The following is a 21,126-nucleotide window of genomic DNA, read 5'->3' as shown; positions in this document are numbered from 1 at the left end:
AGGGGACTTCGGTTATTTTTCGATCCGTGTGACCACCCGGAAATCGCGGTTCAGGATGTGGTCCGTACCCACGATTTCGATCTCGGCGTCGGGGTCCTTCGGAGTGTAGAGGTAGAGGCGCACAGGCTTCTGCTTGAGCCAGGTATAACGCTCGTAGGGGATGATGCCCTCCTCGACCAGCGAACGGGCCGCAAGGTCGTAGCGCTGGACCAGCCGGCCGCGGCCATAGGTCTGCTCGCCGTTCTCTTTGCAGACGAACGTCCAGTTAGGGGCGATCCCCCAGAAGAAAACCAGCACCGACGGTGCGCCGCCCGCAGGATCGAGCGCCGAGGAGCTCGCAATCCCGGTGTTCGAGGTCACGCCTTTGTTGTAAACCCGGAACTGCCGCTTGCTGTTGCCGTCGGCCCAGTCGACAAGCGACCGGCTTTCGAGGCAGTCGCCCCGGAAAACATACTCGGTGAAAGCGGCGGGATGGCCGTTGCAGCAGATGCCCTGCCGATACCACCAGTTGCCCGTAATGGCCGGATGGACGTACTCCACCATGCGGTCGCTGACGCGCGTCGTGCCTTCGGTGTGCCAGTCGCCGGTCATAATGGTAACGTCGTAGTCCTGTAACAGCACGAACAGTTCGTCCTTGTTCTTGAGGTTATACCAGATATCGTCCCAGGCGCCGTTGTTGGCCACCAGGGGCACGTGGCAGGCCACGACGAGCCGGCGGATCGAGGGGTCGAGCGCCTTGAGGTCCTTGTAGAGCCACGCCAACTGTTCCGGGGCGATGATCTTGTCGTACTTGTTGCGGCCGTGGTAGAGCATGTCGTCGAGCACGACGTAGTGGACCTTGCCGAGGTTGAACGAGTAGTAGGTCGGACCGAAATACTTGCGGTATTCGGCTTCGGCCTCGTAATCGGTTTCGTACTTGTGGCAATGGTCGTGGTTGCCGATGACGTGGTACATCAGGAAGGGGGTGTCTTTAGCGAGCCGCAGGTACTCGGGCATGCCCGTCTTGTTGCGGAACCAGTATTCCGAGTGGGTCATGTCGCCCAGGTTGAGCCCGTAGACCGGCATGCGCTGCATCACGCTGTCGGCATACCCGACCAGCCGGGGCATAAAGTCGTCGCGGAACTGGACCGAATCGACCGGGGCGATGACGTTGCCGCTGCCGGGCGGAATGTCGATCACACGGCCCGAGACGTGTTCGTCGGCCACGACGAGCAGCGTGTAGTCGTCGTTGGCGGCGCGTGTGAGGTGGAAGTCGAACTGCTGGACGCTCTTTTTATCCGCCGTCTTGTCGAGGGCGTAAAAGAACTTGGGCAGGAATCCGGAATAGACCTCCGGATCGTAGCCGCGCGGCGTGGAGATCATCACGAACTCGGAGCGCGAGAGTTTGGTTTTGAGCCAGTAGCGGCCTTCGGCATCGGTTTTCGTGACGTTGAAGCCGTCGGAGACGACGACCCCCTCGATGCCGCGGCCTTCGCACGCGACATAACCTTTGACCGTAACCCCCGATTTATCGGGAATGGCCGGCAGTCCGGCGCTTCGGGCCGGCGCCGCGAACAACACGGCAACGGCCAGGAAGAGCAGAAATTTTCTGTTTTTCATCATATAAAAGTGGTATGGATTCGGATTATTCGATCTTCGTGTCGATGACGTGCAGCAACGATCCTTTCTGGTTGGTAACCGTGATGCGGACGGCAGCCGCAGGGTCGGCCGGGACGTATTGCAGCCAGTGGTCGGCCGTACGGACCGTCGCGCACCACGAATACTTCACCCATCCGATCAGCTCCCGGTTGCAGAAGTCGCGGTGAATGGGGTCGTAGCGCGCCACGCGCGTCAGCCGGCCCGAAGTCTGTACGCCGTTCTCGTAGCAGGTGAAGGTCCAGTCGGGACGCATCTCCCAGAGATTGACCAAAATAGCGGGCGAACCTCCGGCAGGGTCCGACGATGCGCCGGGAGCGACGGTCCCGGTATTGGTCGTAACTCCCTTGTTGTAGACGCGGTAGCGTTCCGCGGCATACTCCTCCCCGAACGGCACGATGCGGTGGCTCATGGAAGCTCCGTTGACGGTGTAGGCAGCAAAAGCCGCCGGGGTCCCGTCGTTGCAAAGGAGTTTGTACCACCATGTGCCGCACACGGCCGGAAGGATGTATTCCACAGCCTTGTCGCCGATGCGGACCGAATGGGCATGATGCCAGTGTCCGCTCATCACCGTGAGGTTATAGCCGGCAAAGAGCGCATAGAACTCGTCGAAATTTTCGAGGGCCTTTTTATAGGAGCCGTCTGTCTGGAGGCTGTTGACAGTGGGAACGTGCATCGCGACGACCACGTCGCGGAGGGCCGGGTCCATCGCCGCGAGGTCCTTGCGGAGCCACTCCATCTGCCGGTCGTCGATGCGCGTGGAGTAGGCGTTCGAACCTTTGTAGATCATGTCGTCGAGCACGACGTAATGGATGCTCCCCAGGTTGAACGAATAATAGGTGGGGCCCAGCGCCGCTTTATACTGTGCATCGGCCGTATCGTCGGCAACTTTGTGGCAGTAGTCGTGGTTGCCGATGACGTGGAAAACGGGGAAGTCGATCCCCTTCATCGACTCGATATACTGCGGAAAGGAGTAGTTTTTCGAGTACCAGTACTCCGAATGGGTCATGTCGCCCAGATTCAGTCCGTAGACACGGTAGCCCTCGGGGGCCGAGGCGGCATAGGAGGCAAGGCGGGGAATGAAACGATCCCGGCACTGTTTGGCATCGAGTTCGGCGACGACCGTTCCGGCATCGTCGGGATAGCCCGGCTTGCGCCCCGAAATGTGCATGTCGGCCATGACCAGCAGCAGGTGGCGAGTATTGTCCACGGCCGTCAGGTCGAAGTCGAAGCGCTGCACGCCCGTGGCGGCGGGGTCGATAGGGGCATAAAAAGATGAAAGGATTCCGTCGCGGGCCGTCTCGTAGCCCGAAGGCACGGAAATCCGCACGAAGTCGGCCGAAGCGAGGTCGCTCGCAAAGGAATAATAACCTGCGGCATCGGTTTTCACGACGTTCACGCCGTCGGAAACCACGACTCCGGCGATGCCCTGGCCGTTGCAGCGGACATATCCGCAGACATCCCCCGCCCCGGCGGGAGGAGGCGCCGGATTCTCCGGCGAAGATTCGGACGAACAGCCTGCGAAAAGCATCAATGCAAGCGCGGCCGATGAAAGGCAATTCAAGATTCGGTTCATTTTTGGTTGGGTTTGCGTGTTGCCGCCTGGCAACGGGTTTGTCGGTATGGCAAATGTACCCATAAATAGACAGCCCCCGCAGGAGGCCCGGAAAAATCAAACCCATCGAAAACGCAATCAAATGAATATCAATACCCCGAGAATAAATCGGACTTGTTTTATCAAACCTCTCAACAACCCCGCAACGGTCCAAAAACCCTCCGAAACGTTTTTTTGAAACCGAATTTTACTATCTTGTCTGACCGAAACACGCCATTTGCCATGAACCGAAACCTCCGCTGCCTGCTGTTTGCCGTCACGGCCCTCCTGACGACCGGCTGCCACGACGACCTCGACCGCGAGATCGACGCGGCGATCCATGAACTGAACGACGTAATCCGGAACGAAGCGGTTTACGTGGGCCGCCGCCACAACATCATCCGCAAATACCAATACATTGCCGACACCACCCGCAGCGACAGGACACGGACCTGGGCCTACATCACCCTGGCGGGCCATTACAGCCACTTCCAGCTCGACTCGTCGGCCTACTACTGCATGCAGGCCCGCGCGCTGGCCGAGCAGTTGGGCGACAAACGGCTGATCAACGACGCCAAGGTCCGTACGGCCATCGTTCTGATCGGCAACGTCGAACTCGCGGAGGCCAACCGCGTGCTGCGAGGCGTCGACACCACGAACAGCCGGGAGGTCGACCTGACGCTCTACTACCGCACCCGGGCCACGGTATTCCGCGAATCGAAGCGTTTCAGCGTTTTCCCCGAGGTGCAGCGCCGCTACGACGACTCGCTCAAATACTACCTTAAAGCCTATCTCAACCGCGCTTCGGGACCGCGCATCGCCTACCAGAAAAAGAATTTCGAAGCCGAACTGCTGCGCCTCGAAGGACGCAACCGGGAAGCGCTGGAAAAACTCGAAGGGCTCATCAGAGACGACATCGACAGCCTCGATATATTCCAGAAAGGCAACATCATCTATCAGATCGCACGCAACTATACCGACATGGGCGACAACCGGCAGGGCATGCTGTGGGCCGCGCGCGCCTCGATCTACGAACTCTCAGCCTCGACGCGCGCCCATATGTCGCTCTACCGGCTGGCGCAGATACTCTACGAAACCGGGGAGATACGGCTGGCGAACGCCTACATCAAACGCACGCTGAATGACCTGACGGTCAGCAACTACCGCCTGCGAATGGGGCAATACGCCGAATCGCTGGACATGATCACCCGGTCGTTCGACAAATCGATGCACAGCAAACTGCTGCTGACGCTCTTCACGGCCATATCGCTCTCGGTGCTGCTGATCATCATTCTCTGGCAGGCGATCCACACCCTGCGGCGCAAACGCGAAATCGAACGGCTCAAAGACAGTTATTTCGAAATCAACCGCCAGTTGACCGACATCAACCAACGGCTCAATGCCACCAACAACGAACTGGTGCGCACCAACGACCAGCTCAACGACGCCAACAAGATCAAATCGGAATATGTGAGCCAGTACATGCAGCTTTGCAGTTCGTACATCCAACGCCTCGATACCTACCGCATGGGAATCATCAAACTGCTCAAAACCGAAAATGCCGAGCAGACGCTGATCACGCTGCGCTCACAGGAGTTGATACAGACCGAGCACCGCAATTTCCTGCGCCTCTTCGACGAGACTTTCCTCGGGCTGTTCCCCGACTTCATCGAGCAGGTACGCACCCTGCTCCTCGATCCCGAGCGCTTCATGCCCAAGCGGAGCAGACAGCTTTCGACCGAACTGCGTTACCTGGCGCTGGTCCGGCTGGGCGTCTCGGACTCGGCGCAGATAGCCTTGTTTCTCAACAGCACGCTCTCGACGATTTACACCTACCGGGCACGGCTGCGCAACGACCGGATCGACAAATCGTCGGACATCGAAGAGCAAATACGCAGGATTTGCCTCTCGTAGGGACGAAAATGCTTATGCGGGCGTTGTTTTTTTGCAAAAAAGTCGTCCGGAAGTTCCTCAAAGACCGATATTTTGTTATATTTGTTGATCCGGAACAATCCGGACCTTAACAAGGTAAGGAAACGGAGTCCGGCGGTCAATCATTACAAAACCCGGGCTACGGCCAAACCCGGCAGAACGACCATTATCAATAGAGCATTAAACACCATATCATGAAAATCACACCCGCTTACACAGCTCCCATACTGAGCTCCACCCAGAGCAAAGTCAATGTCGAGACCTACGAGCAGAGCGTCGACCGCTACAACGAGGGCAAGCACCTCGAAGCGCTGCACCTGCTGCTCGACCACCTCAATCCGGAATTCCGTACGAAATACGGAAACACCGACGGCACGGAATTCCACATTCCCCACGGTTCGATCCTGGTAAACATCACCGTCCGCGACGGACGGGTGCTGATCGAGGCCGACTTTCTCCAGCTTCCGGAAAAGGGCCGCGTGGCCATGCTCCGGCAGGTCGCCGACCTGAACATCAACCGCCTCATGCTGCCCCGGTTCCGCAAACAGGGAGACCGGCTCAAAATGGAGTACGGATGCGCCCTGTCGCAGAGCCATCCCCACAAGCTCTATTTCGTGCTGCGCAACATTTGCCACATCGGAGACCGCTATGACGACGAATTCTGCACCAAGTTCGGGGCGAAACGCTGCTACGAACCCCGCATCACACCCTATCCGGAAGAGGAAGCCGGGCGCATTTACGAAGCCGTGCAGCAGGCCTGCCGCGAAACGCTCGATGTCGTGAAAGAGTACGAGACGGAGCGCAAATACGGATATGCATGGAACGTCGTCGACACGGCCCTCTACAAAATATCCTACTTCGCACATCCGCAGGGTCAGTTGACCAACGACCTCGAAAAGGCCATCGACGACATGGACAAAGAACTGCCCGTAGCCGAGTTGGTAGCCAAAGGCAAAGCCTTCCTCGAAAAACTGCTCGCCATGCCCCGCGAAGAGATGGCCGACAACCTTTATTTCATCGACACGCTCGTCTCGACGAAACGGCGTTCGTCGCTCAACAACGTCCAGGAGAACATGAAGGACGTTTACCAGGAGGCCACCGAAGCCATCCAGGCCGAGAACTACGAGCGCGCAGCAGTCCGCATGCTCTACAAATTCTACGAAATGTATTTCTACAACGACGTACAGGACGACCTGAACGCCGTTGCGGCGCGCGCGCTGAGCCGTTCGGCCGGCAAACCGGTGGAAGAGGCTTCCGAAATTCTGTACGAAGCGCTGGACAACATCATGGAGGGCGAACTCGACGCGGACGACGACGAATCGCTGGAAAACCTCACCGGAGCGGCTGCGGAAGCGATGGCCGGAGCCGTCGGACAAATGCAGCAGATGGCTGCGGCCATGGAGTCGCAGGTCGCCGACATGCAGACCAAGATGCAGGAGGCGATGATGCGGGGCGACATGGCGGAGTACATGCGTCTGGCGACCGAATTCCAGATGAAGATGATGGAACAGGCCATGGGTAAAAAGAGTAACGACTAATAAAGCGCAAAACAATGGAACAGAACAACATATACCAACTGGTATTCAAGGTGACGCACGCCGGAGGCTCGGGCAGTTGCTTTTACCTGAAAAGCTGCAATCTTTTCGTAACCAACTATCACGTCGTCGAAGGGTTTCACCATGTCGCCGTGCACAGCAACGACCGCACGCCCTACCTGGCGAAGGTCGTATTGGTGAACCCGGTACTCGACATCGCCCTGCTGGCCGTCGACGGGGATTTCTCGGCGCTGCCGGAACTCAGCCTCGCCGAAAACGAGTCCCTCGCCATCGGACGCAAGGTTTACGTCGCAGGTTATCCCTACGGCATGCCTTTCACCGTGACCGAAGGTTCGGTGTCGTCGCCCAAGCAGCTCCTGGACGGCAAATACTACATCCAGACCGACGCAGCCGTGAACCCCGGCAACTCGGGAGGCCCGATGCTCAACGAGAACGGCGAGGTAGTGGGCGTGACGGTCAGCAAGTTCACGCAGGCCGACAACATGGGATTCGGTATCCGCGTCGAGACGCTGCGCAAACTGCTGGAGACGGTCGGAGAGTTCGACCGCACGATTTTCCAGGTGCAGTGCGGCAGTTGCGACGAACTGATCGCAGAGGAAGAGGAATTCTGCCCCTCGTGCGGCGAGAAACTCACCGAAGGGGTCTTCGACCAGCGCGAGCAGTCGCCCCTGGGGTCGTTCGTCGAGAGCGCCATCGAGCAGATGGGGATCAACCCGATACTGGCCCGCGACGGCTACGACTCGTGGCTCTTCCACAAGGGCAGTTCGGAAATCCGGATCTTCGTCTACGACGGCAACTACCTCTTCTCCACCTCACCGATCAACCTGCTCCCCAAGAAGGACGTGGAACCGGTGTTGGACTACATGCTGACCGAAGATTTCGGACCTTACAAGCTCGGTATCGAGGAGCGCCAGATTTACATCGCCTACCGCATCCACCTCTCGGACATCACCGACGAGTCGGAAGAGGAAATCCGGCAAAACATCGTACAACTGGCATTCAAGGCCGATGAGATGGACAACATGATGGTCGAACGTTTCGGGTGCGAATTCTCGGAATATTCCAAGGCCGAAGCCTAAGAAATTTTACCCGGTATGAAAAGCGGCGGATTGAGTTTTCAATCCGCCGCTTTTGCCGAACGGCCGGCACGGGCCGGGGGCGAATAAATTTGGCAGTGCCCCCGGGTTGCGTTATCTTTGCCGGAGAACTTTTCCGAACATGACCGAACAAATCATATCCCAACGATTGCAGATTTCCCTGCCCCAGGTGCAGGGAACCGTGCGCCTGCTCCGCGAAGGAGCGACGATCCCCTTCATCAGCCGTTACCGCAAGGAAGCCACCGGTTCGCTCGACGAAGTGCAGGTCGGCGCCGTCAAGGAGTGGCTGGACCGCCTCACCGAACTCGAGGCCCGCAAGCAGACCGTGCTCACGACGATCGAAGGGCTGGGCAGGCTGACCCCGGAGCTTCGCAAACGCATCGCGGAGTGCTGGGATTCGGTAGAGCTGGAGGACATTTACCTGCCCTACAAACCCAAACGCCGCACGCGGGCTACGGTGGCGCGCGAACGGGGGCTGGAACCGCTGGCTGAAATCATCCTAGCGCAGAACGCCCGAAACGTCGCGGAGCAGGCCCGGCGTTTCATCTCGGCCGAAGTGCCGACTCCCGGGGAGGCCATCGCCGGGGCCTGCGACATCGTCGCCGAACGGGTGTCGGAGGACGAGCGCGCCCGCAACACGCTGCGCCGCACGTTTGCGCGCGAAGGCGTCGTACATTCGAAACTCGTCAAGGGCAAGGAGGCCGAAGGAGCGAAATACTCCGACTACTTCGACGCCACGTCGCCCCTGCGCAGCATCTCATCGCACCGGTTCCTGGCCATGCAGCGCGGTGAAGACGAGGGAATCCTGAAAATCACGATCGACATAGATGCGGAGTATTGCACCGAAAGCCTTTGCCGGCAGTTTATCCGCAACGGTTCGACGACGCGCGAATGGATGGAAACCGCCGTGGCCGACTCGTTCAAACGCCTGATGCGCCCCTCGATCGAAACCGAGCAGCTTGCGGCGGCCAAGGCGAAAGCCGACGACGAAGCGATCCGGGTCTTCGCCGAAAACCTGCGCCAACTGCTGCTCTCATCCCCGCTGGGGCAGAAGCGCGTCGTAGCCATCGACCCGGGGTTCCGCACCGGATGCAAGGTCGTCGCGCTCGATTCGCAGGGCAACCTCCTGCACAACACGACTATCTATCCCCATCCCCCGCAGGGCCGGCAAGCCGAGGCAGCCGAAACTCTGAAATCGCTGGCCGCCAAGTACAAGGCCGAAGCGTTCGCCATCGGGGACGGCACGGCGGGCCGCGAAACCGAACAATTGGTCTGCGGACTGGGACTCGGCGACGTGGAGATTTTCATGGTGAGTGAGGACGGAGCATCGGTTTACTCCGCCTCGGCCGTGGCGCGCGAAGAGTTTCCGGACTACGACGTAACGGTGCGGGGAGCCGTCAGCATCGGGCGGCGTCTGATCGATCCGCTGTCGGAACTGGTCAAAATCGACCCCAAGTCGATCGGCGTGGGGCAGTACCAGCACAGCGTCGATCAGTCGAAACTCAAGGCGCGGCTCCAGACGGTCGTGGAAAGCTGTGTCAACAAAGTCGGCGTCAACATCAACACCGCCTCGAAGCACATCCTGACCTACATATCGGGCCTGGGGCCTGCGCTGGCGGAAAATATCGTTGCCTACCGTGCGGCAAACGGCGATTTCAAGAACCGCAAATCGCTACTCAAAGTGCCGCGGCTGGGCGCCAAGGCGTTCGAACAGGCGGCCGGATTCCTGCGGGTCGTGGGAGGAGCGAACCCACTGGACAACAGCGCCGTGCACCCGGAGTCATACCACATCGTCGAGCGGATGGCGGCCGATGCGGGTGTGACGGTCGAGAAACTGCTGAACGACAAATCGCTGCGCCGCGACCTGAAACCGGAGCGGTACGTGAGCGGGGAGGTGGGACTGCCGACCGTGACGGACATCCTGGAAGCGCTCGACAAACGGGGGCTCGACCCGCGCGAACAGTTGCAGGTTTTCGCGTTCGACCCCAATGTACACACGATCGGCGACCTCAGCGAAGGGATGCTCCTGCCGGGGATCGTCACCAACATCACGGCGTTCGGAGCCTTCGTCGACATCGGCGTCAAGCAGGACGGGCTGGTGCATATCTCGCAACTGGCCGACCGCTACGTAGCCTCCCCGGCCGACGTGGTACACCTGGGGCAGCATGTCGAGGTGCGGGTAACGGGCATCGACACCGTCCGGGGCCGGATCTCACTGACGATGCGCCGCGAAGCGTAAAACACCGCAAGCCATGATCATAAGCGCCAGCCGCCGGACCGACATTCCCGCATTCTACGCCAAATGGTTTATGAACCGGGTTCGGGAGGGGTATGTCCTGGTCCCGAATCCCTACAATCCGAAGCAGATCAGCCGGATCGCCCTCAACCCGGACGTCGTCGACTGCATCGTGTTCTGGACAAAGAACCCTGCGCCGATGCTCGGGGAACTCGACCGGCTCGGGGCATACAACTATTACTTCCAGTACACACTCAACCCCTACGGTCCCGAGCCGGAAAACCGCCTGCCTCCGCTGCAGGCACGGATAGAGACCTTCAAAAGGCTGTCGGAGAAAATCGGGAGGGAGCGGGTGATCTGGCGCTACGACCCGTTGTTCACCAATGAAAAATACACCGTGGAATTTCACCGGGAGGCGTTCGCCCGCACGGCGGAAGCACTGAAAGACCACACGGAACGCTGCATGCTGGGATTCATCGACCACTACCCCCATATCCGCAGGGCTGTGGGACAACTGAACATCGAACCGTTGTTACCAGAGGAGACCGAGGCGATAGCCGTCTCGTTCAAGGCTTTCGCCGATGGTTACGGCATTAGGCTAGACACCTGCACGGTGAAGGTGGACCTGCGCCGCCTAGGTATTCCGGGCGGCCTTTGCGTGGACAAACAGTTGATCGAACGCATCACGGGCTATCCGATCGCGGCGGGAAAAGACAAAAACCAGCGAGCCGTCTGCAACTGCATCGAGAGCATCGACATCGGGAGCTACGAAAGCTGCCTGAACGGGTGCGTCTACTGCTACGCCATCAAAGGAAATTACCATTCGGCGGTATCCAACAAGCGCAGGCACGACCCGGAATCGCCCCTGCTGATCGGGACCCCGGACAAGCTGGACAAGGATGCCGTGATCCGCGAGCGCCCCGTAAAAAGTCTCCGGGACCCGCAGTTCAAGCTGATGTAAGCCATTGCCGGAGGGAAAAGAGAAGCCGAGACTGTGCCCGACTTGGTCGGAAAATGGCCTTTTAAGGTCGGATATTATCCGGAAAACCCGTAAAACATCGTTACCTTTGACTATTCGGTTTTCTGCCGAAACAACCCGCTAACCGATCTACGCTATGAAAAACGGAATGTTGATTAAGTCGTCATGCATATTGGGGGCACTGGCCTCGTGCTACGGAGCCTCGGGAAAAGACCCGCGGCCCAACGTCATCCTGATCCTTGCCGACGACATGGGAATCGGGGACGTAAGGGGACTCAATCCTGACTCAAAGATAGAGACCCCCTGGCTCGACGAAATGTGCAACCGCGGCATCGCATTCACCGATGCGCACGCCTCATCGGCCCTCTCCACCCCCTCGCGCTACTCGATCCTCACGGGACGCTACAACTGGCGTTCGGAGAAAAAAGGAGGCGTACTCGGCGTCATGTCGCCCCCGATGATCGCTCCGGGACGCAAAACCATCGCCGACATGTTCAGGGCCTGTGACTATACGACGGCAATCATCGGCAAATGGCACCTGGGCTGGGACTGGACCGGCAAGGACGGCAAACCGGCAAAGAAGATCGACGACATCGACTTTACCAAACGCGTAGCCAACGGCCCCACCGACAAGGGGTTCGACTATTTCTACGGACTGACCTCGCCCTCGGGACCCCCGCACCTATACCTTGTCAACGACATGGCGGAAAAACAACCGAATATGGTATTCGAAGACTCCGGTGGAGGATTGTACAAGATCAAGGGCGGCGTCGGGCACAGCGACTGGAGTGCGGAGAGCATGCAGCCGCACCTGGCGGATAAAACGCTCGAATACCTCGACGAGAACAAGGACTCCGACAAACCGTTTTTTCTCTACATGGCCCTCACGGCGCCCCACATCCCGCTTTTTCCCAGCCCGGAATTCAAAGGGAAATCGGCGATCGGCGATTACGGCGACCTGGTGATGATGATCGACGACATCGTCGGCAGGATCAACCAGAAGCTGAAAGAGATCGGCAAGTACGACAATACGATCGTGATATTCGCTGCCGACAACGGCTGCGCCGGATACATCAACATGGGGCAGATAAACAAGAAAGACCACTACCCGTCCTATATTTACAGGGGATACAAGTCGCACGGCTGGGAAGGCGGCCACCGCATCCCCTTCATCCTGTCGTGGGGCGACCGGTACGGCCGCCGGACAGATAATTCGCTCGTATCGCTGACCGACCTCTACGCTACATTCGCCGACATGCTCGGCTACCGGGCGGACGCCGGCGAAGCCGAAGACAGTTACAGTTTCTGGCCGATACTGAACGGCACGGGCGATACGTCCCGAACCGACCTGATCGCAACATCGGGAGCCGGTTATTTCACCTACCGAACGCCGCAGTTCAAGCTGATATTCAATGCAGGCAACGGCTCCGCCGAAGAGTACAGGATCGAAGGCCGGCCTTCGTTGCAGCTCTACGACATGGTCAGCGACCCCGAAGAGAAGGTCAACCAGATAAACAATCCCGCATATGCCGGCCAGGTCCGCGAGATGGCGGCCCGGGTAAAGAAATACATCGAGGACGGACGATCGACGCCCGGTCCCGAATCGACCAACGACGGCGGCGATTCCTGGAAACAGGTTCTCGACATCATGAACGACCTATACACCAAAAATCTGTAAAGGACAAACGGCATTGATGGACGCCGGACCGAAACCGAAGTTCCGACTCCGATCGCAAAAAACCTCCGCATCGTCGATTCCGGGATGCAGAGGTTTTTTGTCAGCGGCAAGCAGCAATGCCGGAGAAGCATCTTAAGGTTTGGAATTTCCGGCGGGGATGGAGTCGCCGGGCGCTCCGGCGGCAGGATCGCAGACGGCTACGCCGACATGCGAATCGGCACACCCGTAGTAGAGATACCATTTAGATCTATAGTAAACCAGCCCTTCGATGAAGACCGTGCCGTCCTTGTACTGACCGCTCTTTTCGAAATCGTCCATGGGGCGGAAAAAGGGCACGTCGAGGCGTCCGATGACCTTACCCGGGTCCGCAGCGTCGAACAATAACTGTCCGGCAGAGTACGTGCCGCCCGGATAGCGCATGTCGCGGCGGTCGTCGGTGCGGTTCCGACCGTTGTAAAGCAGCAGGATGCCCTTGTCGGTCAGGATGGCCGGAGGTCCGCACTCGGTCAGGTCGCTGTCGAAATAGCCGATACGCGGAAAGACCACCCCCTTCAGTCCGCCCTGCTCATTCACTTCGGGCGTCCAGTCAACGAGGTTGTCCGACGTGGCGATGTTGATCATCCGCTCACCCCAGTACATCAGGTATTTGCCATTTACGCGCGTGATGACGAGTTTATCGCCGTCGAGTTTGGTCACGATCGAGGCCGATTTGCATTTCAGGTCGCGGAAACGGCCGTCATAGGCCTTTTCGAAGGCATAACCGTGCTTCGTCCAGGTCACCAGATCGCGCGAGGTAGCTACGCAGAGCCGCGGAATGCGGCGGTTCCACGCCGTATAGAGCATTACATAAGTGCCGTCCTCGGCCATGGCGACACGCGGGTCTTCACAACCTCCCGGCCACTCATACTCTTTCAGTCCGTCTTCGGCCGGAAAAAGCATGGGATCACGGCGGAATTGCATTGCCACGCCGTCGCTGCTTTCAGCCAGACCGATGCGCGAAGTGCGTTTGCCGATGCCCGTCGCCGAATTGTCCTCGGCACGGAAGAGCACGCATATTTTACCGTCCCGGACGGTCGCAGCGGGATTGAACGTATCGCTCTCCATCCATCCGACCGAATCCTGCCGCATGGGGCAGAAAAACCGGACCTGCGGGTCGGGCATGATAATGGGATTGGCCCCTGCAGGACGGACAAAGCCTCCCAGCGCCCACTCCGGCAGCCGGTTTTCGCCGTCGTCCGGACCTGCGGCACGGACCGCACCGCAACTGAAAGCGGCGACCCCGAAGGCCAGCAGCAGCATTTCGAATGATCTCTTCATAGAATTCAGGTTTATTTTTGGTTGCACTCCAATATTTATCAAAAACAAAAATAACGCAAAATAGAGAAAGACCGCCATATTACACCGGAAAAAATCGGCCGGGCGCAGAACCCGCCCGACAAATCCGGGAAACGGATAAATCAAAAACAAAACAGGGTTGCAGATAACCGCACCGCTGTTTTTTTGTCTATCTTTGCAGATAACCTCTCGCTCTATGACAGCCGGGCGGCTAAGTATTCAGATCATATACCAACGCACCTTCGAAATGACGATTGCCTTTCTATCCGATACGCACGGAAAACACCGGGAGATGAAAAATATGCCGCAGGCGGATGTACTGATTCATGCAGGGGATTTGTCATGGAACGGAACGGAGGAAGAGATTACCGATTTTATCAGTTGGCTCGGCCCGTTGGATTACAGGCATAAAATCTTTATCGCCGGCAATCACGACGATTGCCTGGACGGTGCGGAAATCGAAGGTCTGCCTGAAAATTGCCACTATCTGTGCAACAGCGGCATAAAAATCGAAGGCGTGCGGATCTGGGGAGTACCGCTCTTCCTATCCGATGAAATCCATTGGGAAGACCTTTATCCGGAGAAAATCGCCCGGATTCCGGAGCAGACAGATGTGTTGATTTCACATTGCCCGCCATTCGGAATCTTAGACAAATCGGCATTCGGTGCAAACATGGGAAGTGAAGATTTACGCAGACGCGTAGAGAATACGGCCCCGCGTTACCATTTGTTCGGCCATATCCACGAAGCCTGCGGAGTGTATGAAACGCCCCGGACAACCTTTGTAAACGGTTGTATCGTGAACGAAAACTACGAACCGGTCAATCGCCCCACCGTTATTCATATCTAAAACGGGCCCGTCTTCGGGCCCTGACAAAAAAAGTCCTCGAAAGTATTAACTTCCAAGGACTTTCGCGTTCAGATCGAGGTCTGAAGCGGATTCGAACCGCTGTACAAGGTTTTGCAGACCTTTGCCTAGCCACTCGGCCATCAGACCATTTTTACCCGAATACCCTGTCTTTTAAACTGAGCCGGATTTTCAAAATTCCCGGAATCCGATCGATCGGCTCCGCAAATCCAAAGCATACGGCTTCATTTTTCAGTGCATCGGGAGTGCAAATATACAAACATTTCTAAAATCTGCAAAACTTCGGCTTAACTTTGCGCTCTTTCCAAAAAATATTTACTTTTTAATCTTAAGGTAAGCGTACATGCGCTTACCTTTTTTCAATTGCAACCGGTTCTTTACGAAATTCCGCCCTGCGTTGCGTTATTTCCCGAAAATGGCTACCTTTACATCGTTCTAAACGTTTTTTCGCGGTATGACCATCGAGGATATTGCCCTTCAGATGACTCCGGGCATCGGCATTAAAGGCGCCGTGCACCTGCTGGAGCAGTTCGGCGATGCGCAAAGCATCTTCGCGGCCACGGCCGACGAGCTGATCGGCAAAGCGGAGCTGCGGTCCGAAGCAGCACAGCAGATCGTCCGCCGGAAAGGGTTTTCTGACGCGGAAAAGGAACTCGCCTACTGCCGCCGCAACGGCATCACAGCCATTGCCTCGACCGACCCGGAATACCCGGCGCTCCTGCGGGAAATCCCCGATTACCCTCATGTGCTGTATATCAAAGGAGACACCGAAGCCCTCTCGGCCCGTTGTATTTCAATCGTGGGAACACGCGAAGCGACGCCTTACGGGCAGACGGTCTGCAACCGGCTCGTAGAAGGGCTAGCAGAGCGGGTTCCGGAACTCTCGGTCATAAGCGGCCTGGCTTTCGGGATCGACATCGCGGCACACCGTGCGGCGCTTGCAGCCGGAGTGCCGACCGTCGCCGTGGTAGCCAACCCGCTGCCCGGCGTTACGCCTGCCCAGCATACGGACGTGGCGCGCGACATCCTCGCCCGCGGAGGGGCTTTAGTCACGGAACTGCACTCGCAGTCGAAGCAGAACGGCAATTTCTACCTCGCACGCAACCGCATCATTGCGGGGCTGAGTGCGGGATGTATCGTCGCCGAGTCTCCCGACAGCGGCGGCTCGCTCTTCACGGCCCACTGCGCCGACGCCTACAACCGGACGGTAATGGCCGTGCCGGGACGCATCACCGACCGGGCGTCGGCAGGCACGAACCACCTGATACGCAACCGCAAAGCACAGTTGGTACTGACGGCCGACGACGTGATCCGGGAGTTGATGTGGGACCTCGGAGAAAATCCCGCGATGCTGCGGGCGAAGCCCCCGACGCCGGAACTGACGCCCGACGAGGCCGGACTGCTGGGGTGTTTCCGCACCGACGACCCGTTGTCGGTCGAGACGCTCGGGGAACTGAGCAGCCTGAATCCCGGCGAACTGGCGACGCTGCTCGTAGGGCTCGAACTGGCAGGCGCCGTGCGCCAGTTGCCCGGAAACAGATACATGAAACTATGATACTGACAGATACGCATTCACACCTATACGACGAAGCATTCGACGACGACCGCGAAGAGGCTTTAGCCCGCGCCGCAGCCGAAGGCGTCGGGCAACTGCTGCTCCCGGCCATCGACTCCGAAAGCCACGAGCGGCTGTTCGGACTTTGCCGCAGCCATCCGCAGCGGTGCATCCCGATGATGGGACTGCACCCCACCTCGGTAAACGACAATCCCCGCTGGCAGGAGGAACTCGCCCTGGCGGAACGCTACCTGCAAACGCCGCCCGAAGGGATCGAAGGATTCTGCGCCATAGGCGAGATCGGGCTGGACCTCTACTGGAGCCGCGATTTCAGGGACGATCAGGCCGAAGCGTTCCGCCGCCAGATCGACCTCTCGCTGCAATACGGGCTGCCGATCGCCGTGCATACGCGCGACGCATGGCCCGAAACGGCCGCTATCATGCGCGAATACCGCGGCCAAGGCGTCCGGGGAGTCTTCCACGCCTTTTCGGACGGAATCGGGACCTACCGCAAACTGAAGGAGTACGGCGATTTCGCCTTCGGGATCGGCGGCGTGGTAACTTTCAAAAAGAGCAAACTGGCCGAGGTCGTGCGCGAAATGGAACTGCGGGACATCGTGCTGGAAACCGACTGTCCCTACCTCACGCCCGCACCCCACCGGGGAGAGCGCAACGAGTCGGCCTACGTGCGTTACGTCTGCGAAAAGGTCGCCGAACTCAAAGGACTCACACCGGCGGAGGTCGCGGAGGCGACGACAGCCAACGCCAAACGAATATTCAAAGGAATCTGATACCATGAGATCTTCGATCCTCATTATTTACACGGGCGGAACCATCGGCATGAAGACCGACGCCGCCACCGGGGCGCTGGTCCCCTTCGACTTCAGCGGCATTTACGACGAGTTCCCCTCGTTGAAACGCCTTAACGTCGACATCGACGTACACACGGTGTCCCCCGTGATCGACTCTTCGAACGTGGAGCCGTCGAACTGGCTGGCCCTCGCCCGCCTGATCCGCGACAACTACGCCCGCTACGACGGATTCGTCGTGCTGCATGGGACCGACACCATGTCCTACACGGCTTCGGCGCTGAGTTTTTTGCTGGAAAACCTCGCCAAACCGGTCGTCTTCACCGGAAGCCAGATTCCGATCGGCGTGCTGCGTACCGACGGGCGCGAGAACCTTATCACAGCCATCGAGATCGCCGGGGCCCGCATCGGCGGCCGCCCGGAGGTTCCCGAGGTATCGCTCTATTTCCAGAACCGCCTTTTCCGCGCCAACCGCACCACCAAGCGCAGCGCCGAGGCCCTGAGCGCCTTCCGCTCCTACAACTACCCGCCGCTGGCCGAAGTAGGGGTCAATATCGCCTACAACCTCCCGGCGATCCTGCGGCCCGCGGATACTTCCCCGCAACTGCGCATCGCCACGAAACTATCCGGGGGCATCGAACTCGTCAAACTCTTTCCGGGACTCAGCGAAGAGATCCTGCGGGCCATGCTTTCAGCCCCGGGACTGCGCGCCGTGGTACTCGAAACCTTCGGCGCCGGCAACGCCCCCACTTCCGAATGGTTCATCCGCGTCATCGGGGAAGCCGTCGCACGCGGGATCATCATTCTCAACATCACGCAGTGCGGCGGGGGCTGCGTCTCGATGGAACTCTACGAAACGGGGCTGCAACTGCAAAAAACCGGCGTCCTGTGCGGTTACGACATGACTACCGAAGCCGCCGTCACCAAGTTGATGTACGTACTCGGATTGGGGCTTTCGGACGACGAGACACGCATGCTCCTGCGCAAACCCCTGCGCGGAGAATTTACGGCATAAGCCGTTGCATGTAACAATTTTTTTTTCTATATTTCGCACTGCTAATGTACCCTTTCCGCAGGAAGCAATGGGCGGGTCAGGCGGCAAAAAGCATGCGAAACTATTGGCTTACAGTCCATTAATCGAATCCGGGATGAATTATCCGGGGTTCGGCTATATGTGCAGAAATAACCTTCCGCAGCAGCTCCGGAGCAGAAAAGGACACTCCGAAGGCTGCGAAAGACAAAAAAAATAATTATTTTTATTGAAAAAATAACGGACGGCAACGTTTGAAAATAAAAAAACGGCATTCGGCAGCGACCGGAAAGAGAAGAAACCAAAAACACAACAATAAAAAGATCAACTAATCAAATTTAATTTATCTAACACAACTATGAAAAAACTTTTTTTGATTCCGTCGGCTGCCCTGTCCGTACTGGGTACCGTTAGTGCGTTCGCACAGGATGCAGCTGTCGCAACCGAAGCGGTTGTAGCAGAAACCCAGGTTGCAGGCGACAGCATGCACCACGTCATGATGCAGAAGTTCCTCGAAGGCGGTTGGGAGTGGATGCTCCCGGTGCTCCTCTGCTTGGTGATCGGTCTGGCAGTGGCTATCGAGCGTATCCTGTACCTGTCGCTCTCGACGATCAACTCGAAGAAACTCATCGCTTCCGTCGAGGAGGCGCTCAAGAACGGTGGCATCGAAGCTGCTAAAGAGGTCTGCCGCAACACCCGCGGTCCGATCGCCTCGATCTACTACCAGGGTCTCGACCGTTACGACCAGGGTCTGGACGCTGTCGAAAAAGCCGTTGTTTCCTACGGTTCGGTTCAGACCGGCCAGATGGAGTCGGGCCTTTCGTGGATCGGCCTGTTCATCGCCCTCAGCCCGATGCTCGGATTTATGGGAACCGTCGTCGGTATGATCGCGGCGTTCGACGCCATCCAGGCTGCCGGCGATATCAGCCCGACGCTGGTTGCAGGCGGTATCAAGGTCGCCCTTCTGACCACCCTTATGGGTCTTATCGCTGCGGTTATTCTTCAGTTGTTCTACAACTATATCGTTTCGAAGATCGACTCGCTCGTGAATGATATGGAGGACTCGTCCATCACGCTGATGGATATCCTGACGGCTTACAACAAGAAATAATCCGACGCGGATAAGATTAAAAAGTCAAAAGCAATTATGAAAAAGATTTTAAACATATTGCTGGGTGTTCTGATGGCTATCACCGTAGTCCTTTTGGTCTACGCGATCGCTACCGGCGGCTCGGACGCATCGATCAGCGTGAACCTGATGTGGGGATATTTCCTCTTCGTGTTCGCTGTCGCTGCGGCTATTTTCTGCGCCGTTTTCGGAATGATCCAAAACCCGGCAGGCATCAAGGGAACCATTCTGTCCCTGGCGTTGATCATCGTCGTCGTCGGCGTTTCGTATTTCTATTCGGCCGGCCATACGGTGAATATCATCGATCTGCAGAACAACGGTTTCTTCAGCCACGGTGAAACCGTAATTACCGAAACGAGCATCCTCGTAACCTACGTTGCGTTCATCGCCGCTTTCCTGACGGCCGTTGCAACCGAAATCTGGGGCGCATTCAAATAACTGAGTAAAAACGATGGCAACAGATAAAAGAAAAATACAGGAGATCAATGCCGGTTCTATGGCCGACATCGCCTTCCTGCTGCTGATTTTCTTCCTGGTCGCCACTACCATGAATACCGACACGGGTCTGGTGCGCATGCTTCCGCCGATGCCTCCCGAGGATCAACCTCAGGATGAGATCAAGGTCAAGGAGCGCAACCTATTCCTCGTGTTCATCAACGGTAGGGGAGACATCATGGCAGGAGCAGCAGGCAAGCAGGAGCCGCTCGATCTTCACCAGCTCAAGGACAAGACCAAGGAGTTCATCACCAACCCGATGAACGACGAGAACCTGCCCGAGAAGCAGAACAAAGAGATCGAGCTCGCAGACGGCAGCAAATGGGTATATCCCGAGAGCCAGGGCGTCGTTTCGCTTCAGACGACCCGAGACACGGGCTACCAATCCTATATCATGGTGCAGAACGAACTCACGCGCGCATTCAACGAGGTGCGTAACGAGGTGGCACAGCGTAAATTCGGCGCAAAATTCCTCGATCTTCCCGAGGAACAGCGCAATGCAGTATCGAAAGCCGTACCTCTGAAGATTTCGGAGGCCGAACCGCGTAACATAAAGAAGTAAGCCATGGCAGTAATGAAAAAGAAGGGCAGCAAAGGTCTGCCCCCTATCTCGACCGCATCGCTTCCTGACGTGATCTTCATGATCCTCTTCTTCTTTATGGTCTCGACGACCATGCGCGATCAGGAACTGCTGGTAAGATACAAACTTCCGGAGGCTACCGAAGTGCAGAAACTCGAGAAGAAATCGCTCGTAAGTTTCATTCACATCGGTCCCCCGTCGATGACGATGCAGGCAAAGTTCGGAACCGCGCCGCGCATCCAGTTGAACGACTCGTACAAATCGACCCGGGATATCCTGGACTTCGTCGCCGCAGAACGCGATAAGCTCACCGAAGCCGACCGTGCTTCGATGACGATCTGCCTCAAGGCCGACGAAAATACCAAGATGGGTATTGTGACCGACGTTAAGCAGGAGCTGCGTCGCGCCAACGCCCTGAAACTCTCCTATGCGGCCTCCAAGTCGCTGGGATACTAATCCGGGGATTATGTTGAAAAAGAGCAGGCTTTCAAGCCTGCTCTTTTTGTTTTGCCGGGAAGGAGGGCGCTATGCAAAACGGTTCGGCGCGGATAACCTCAGGTCCGCTCGTAACGAAAAGCAGCCGCCTCCGGTACAGGACAGATGGCGCATCGCGTAAAA

At 57.7% G+C, this 21,126-nt stretch carries 17 protein-coding genes and 1 tRNA gene; 14 read left to right on the top strand and 4 right to left on the bottom strand.

From position 1 onward, the window contains the following. Nucleotides 1-12 precede the first annotated feature (12 nt). Both I2E69_RS05105 and I2E69_RS05100 read right to left on the bottom strand, forming a co-directional pair. A complete protein-coding gene (locus I2E69_RS05105) occupies nt 13-1,602 on the bottom strand; it encodes a metallophosphoesterase N-terminal domain-containing protein (protein ID WP_195459404.1) in 1,590 nt (529 codons plus the stop codon). 22 nt (nt 1,603-1,624) lie between these two features. Next, the gene (locus tag I2E69_RS05100) at nt 1,625-3,211 is read right to left on the bottom strand and encodes a metallophosphoesterase N-terminal domain-containing protein (RefSeq protein WP_195459401.1); all 1,587 of its coding nucleotides are present in this window, start codon (nt 3,209-3,211) and stop codon (nt 1,625-1,627) included. A 261-nt stretch (nt 3,212-3,472) separates the two neighbouring features. Here I2E69_RS05100 and I2E69_RS05095 point away from each other — a divergent pair, with 261 nt between their 5' ends. From I2E69_RS05095 to I2E69_RS05070, 6 genes are all read left to right on the top strand, one after another. Next, nucleotides 3,473-5,143 carry a DUF6377 domain-containing protein gene (locus tag I2E69_RS05095; RefSeq protein WP_195459398.1) on the top strand — a complete coding sequence of 557 codons (1,671 nt, stop codon included), beginning with the start codon at nt 3,473-3,475 and terminating at the stop codon, nt 5,141-5,143. Nucleotides 5,144-5,355: 212 nt separating this feature from the next. Continuing rightward, the gene (locus I2E69_RS05090; RefSeq protein WP_195459395.1) at nt 5,356-6,699 is read left to right on the top strand and encodes a hypothetical protein; all 1,344 of its coding nucleotides are present in this window, start codon (nt 5,356-5,358) and stop codon (nt 6,697-6,699) included. A 14-nt stretch (nt 6,700-6,713) separates the two neighbouring features. Next, nucleotides 6,714-7,796, top strand: coding sequence for a trypsin-like peptidase domain-containing protein (locus I2E69_RS05085; RefSeq protein WP_195459392.1), 1,083 nt, complete (start codon nt 6,714-6,716; stop codon nt 7,794-7,796). A gap of 139 nt (nt 7,797-7,935) precedes the next feature. Continuing rightward, a complete protein-coding gene (locus I2E69_RS05080; protein WP_195459388.1) occupies nt 7,936-10,053 on the top strand; it encodes a Tex family protein in 2,118 nt (705 codons plus the stop codon). A gap of 13 nt (nt 10,054-10,066) precedes the next feature. Continuing rightward, entirely contained in the window at nt 10,067-11,011 is a 945-nt protein-coding gene (locus I2E69_RS05075) for a DUF1848 domain-containing protein (protein ID WP_195459385.1), read from the top strand. Between the two features lie 154 nt (nt 11,012-11,165). Beyond that, the gene (locus tag I2E69_RS05070; protein ID WP_195459383.1) at nt 11,166-12,707 is read left to right on the top strand and encodes a sulfatase family protein; all 1,542 of its coding nucleotides are present in this window, start codon (nt 11,166-11,168) and stop codon (nt 12,705-12,707) included. Between the two features lie 132 nt (nt 12,708-12,839). Here I2E69_RS05070 and I2E69_RS05065 read toward each other — a convergent pair whose 3' ends face one another. Further along, nucleotides 12,840-14,024: a glycoside hydrolase family 130 protein gene (locus I2E69_RS05065; RefSeq protein WP_195459380.1), complete on the bottom strand. Its 1,185-nt coding sequence runs from the start codon at nt 14,022-14,024 to the stop codon at nt 12,840-12,842. A 214-nt stretch (nt 14,025-14,238) separates the two neighbouring features. Here I2E69_RS05065 and I2E69_RS05060 point away from each other — a divergent pair, with 214 nt between their 5' ends. Beyond that, nucleotides 14,239-14,892: a metallophosphatase domain-containing protein gene (locus I2E69_RS05060; RefSeq protein WP_229095392.1), complete on the top strand. Its 654-nt coding sequence runs from the start codon at nt 14,239-14,241 to the stop codon at nt 14,890-14,892. Between the two features lie 76 nt (nt 14,893-14,968). On the opposite strand, the gene I2E69_RS05055 is transcribed toward I2E69_RS05060, so the two are convergent. Then, nucleotides 14,969-15,039, bottom strand: a tRNA-Cys gene (locus I2E69_RS05055). A 325-nt stretch (nt 15,040-15,364) separates the two neighbouring features. On the opposite strand from I2E69_RS05055, the gene dprA reads away from it, so the two are divergent. The 7 genes from dprA (at nt 15,365) to I2E69_RS05020 (ending at nt 20,964) form a co-directional block, all read left to right on the top strand. After that, entirely contained in the window at nt 15,365-16,465 is a 1,101-nt protein-coding gene (gene dprA / locus I2E69_RS05050; protein WP_195459377.1) for a DNA-processing protein DprA, read from the top strand. Further along, a complete protein-coding gene (locus tag I2E69_RS05045) occupies nt 16,462-17,256 on the top strand; it encodes a TatD family hydrolase (RefSeq protein ID WP_195459374.1) in 795 nt (264 codons plus the stop codon). Before dprA ends, I2E69_RS05045 begins: the two co-directional genes overlap by 4 nt. 4 nt (nt 17,257-17,260) lie before the next feature. Beyond that, nucleotides 17,261-18,289 carry an asparaginase gene (locus I2E69_RS05040; RefSeq protein ID WP_195459371.1) on the top strand — a complete coding sequence of 343 codons (1,029 nt, stop codon included), beginning with the start codon at nt 17,261-17,263 and terminating at the stop codon, nt 18,287-18,289. 373 nt (nt 18,290-18,662) lie between these two features. Then, entirely contained in the window at nt 18,663-19,415 is a 753-nt protein-coding gene (locus tag I2E69_RS05035; RefSeq protein WP_195459369.1) for a MotA/TolQ/ExbB proton channel family protein, read from the top strand. A 36-nt stretch (nt 19,416-19,451) separates the two neighbouring features. Then, nucleotides 19,452-19,871, top strand: a complete 420-nt coding sequence (locus I2E69_RS05030; RefSeq protein ID WP_195459367.1) for a hypothetical protein — start codon at nt 19,452-19,454, stop codon at nt 19,869-19,871. A gap of 13 nt (nt 19,872-19,884) precedes the next feature. Then, nucleotides 19,885-20,490, top strand: a complete 606-nt coding sequence (locus I2E69_RS05025; protein WP_195459364.1) for an ExbD/TolR family protein — start codon at nt 19,885-19,887, stop codon at nt 20,488-20,490. Nucleotides 20,491-20,493: 3 nt separating this feature from the next. Further along, a complete protein-coding gene (locus I2E69_RS05020; RefSeq protein WP_394369653.1) occupies nt 20,494-20,964 on the top strand; it encodes an ExbD/TolR family protein in 471 nt (156 codons plus the stop codon). The last annotated feature ends 162 nt before the right edge of the window (nt 20,965-21,126 follow it).

It is taken from the genome of Alistipes sp. D31t1_170403_E11 (assembly GCF_015553985.1).
In the GTDB taxonomy this organism is placed as follows: domain Bacteria; phylum Bacteroidota; class Bacteroidia; order Bacteroidales; family Rikenellaceae; genus Alistipes; species Alistipes montrealensis.
The sequence above is the reverse complement of the archived record's forward strand: the minus strand, read 5'-3'. Positions and strand labels throughout refer to the sequence as shown.

Excerpts from the sequence above, each read along its gene's own strand:
- I2E69_RS05075 (WP_195459385.1), top strand. The coding sequence starts at position 10,067 with ATGATCATAAGCGCCAGCCGCCGGACCGACATTCCCGCATTCTACGCC.
- I2E69_RS05035 (WP_195459369.1), top strand. The coding sequence starts at position 18,663 with ATGAAAAAACTTTTTTTGATTCCGTCGGCTGCCCTGTCCGTACTGGGT.
- I2E69_RS05085 (WP_195459392.1), top strand. The coding sequence starts at position 6,714 with ATGGAACAGAACAACATATACCAACTGGTATTCAAGGTGACGCACGCC.
- I2E69_RS05100 (WP_195459401.1), bottom strand. The coding sequence starts at position 3,211 with ATGAACCGAATCTTGAATTGCCTTTCATCGGCCGCGCTTGCATTGATG.
- I2E69_RS05080 (WP_195459388.1), top strand. The coding sequence starts at position 7,936 with ATGACCGAACAAATCATATCCCAACGATTGCAGATTTCCCTGCCCCAG.
- I2E69_RS05065 (WP_195459380.1), bottom strand. The coding sequence starts at position 14,024 with ATGAAGAGATCATTCGAAATGCTGCTGCTGGCCTTCGGGGTCGCCGCT.
- I2E69_RS05095 (WP_195459398.1), top strand. The coding sequence starts at position 3,473 with ATGAACCGAAACCTCCGCTGCCTGCTGTTTGCCGTCACGGCCCTCCTG.
- I2E69_RS05105 (WP_195459404.1), bottom strand. The coding sequence starts at position 1,602 with ATGATGAAAAACAGAAAATTTCTGCTCTTCCTGGCCGTTGCCGTGTTG.
- I2E69_RS05060 (WP_229095392.1), top strand. The coding sequence starts at position 14,239 with ATGACAGCCGGGCGGCTAAGTATTCAGATCATATACCAACGCACCTTC.
- I2E69_RS05020 (WP_394369653.1), top strand. The coding sequence starts at position 20,494 with ATGGCAGTAATGAAAAAGAAGGGCAGCAAAGGTCTGCCCCCTATCTCG.
- dprA (WP_195459377.1), top strand. The coding sequence starts at position 15,365 with ATGACCATCGAGGATATTGCCCTTCAGATGACTCCGGGCATCGGCATT.
- I2E69_RS05030 (WP_195459367.1), top strand. The coding sequence starts at position 19,452 with ATGAAAAAGATTTTAAACATATTGCTGGGTGTTCTGATGGCTATCACC.
- I2E69_RS05090 (WP_195459395.1), top strand. The coding sequence starts at position 5,356 with ATGAAAATCACACCCGCTTACACAGCTCCCATACTGAGCTCCACCCAG.
- I2E69_RS05040 (WP_195459371.1), top strand. The coding sequence starts at position 17,261 with ATGAGATCTTCGATCCTCATTATTTACACGGGCGGAACCATCGGCATG.
- I2E69_RS05045 (WP_195459374.1), top strand. The coding sequence starts at position 16,462 with ATGATACTGACAGATACGCATTCACACCTATACGACGAAGCATTCGAC.
- I2E69_RS05025 (WP_195459364.1), top strand. The coding sequence starts at position 19,885 with ATGGCAACAGATAAAAGAAAAATACAGGAGATCAATGCCGGTTCTATG.
- I2E69_RS05070 (WP_195459383.1), top strand. The coding sequence starts at position 11,166 with ATGAAAAACGGAATGTTGATTAAGTCGTCATGCATATTGGGGGCACTG.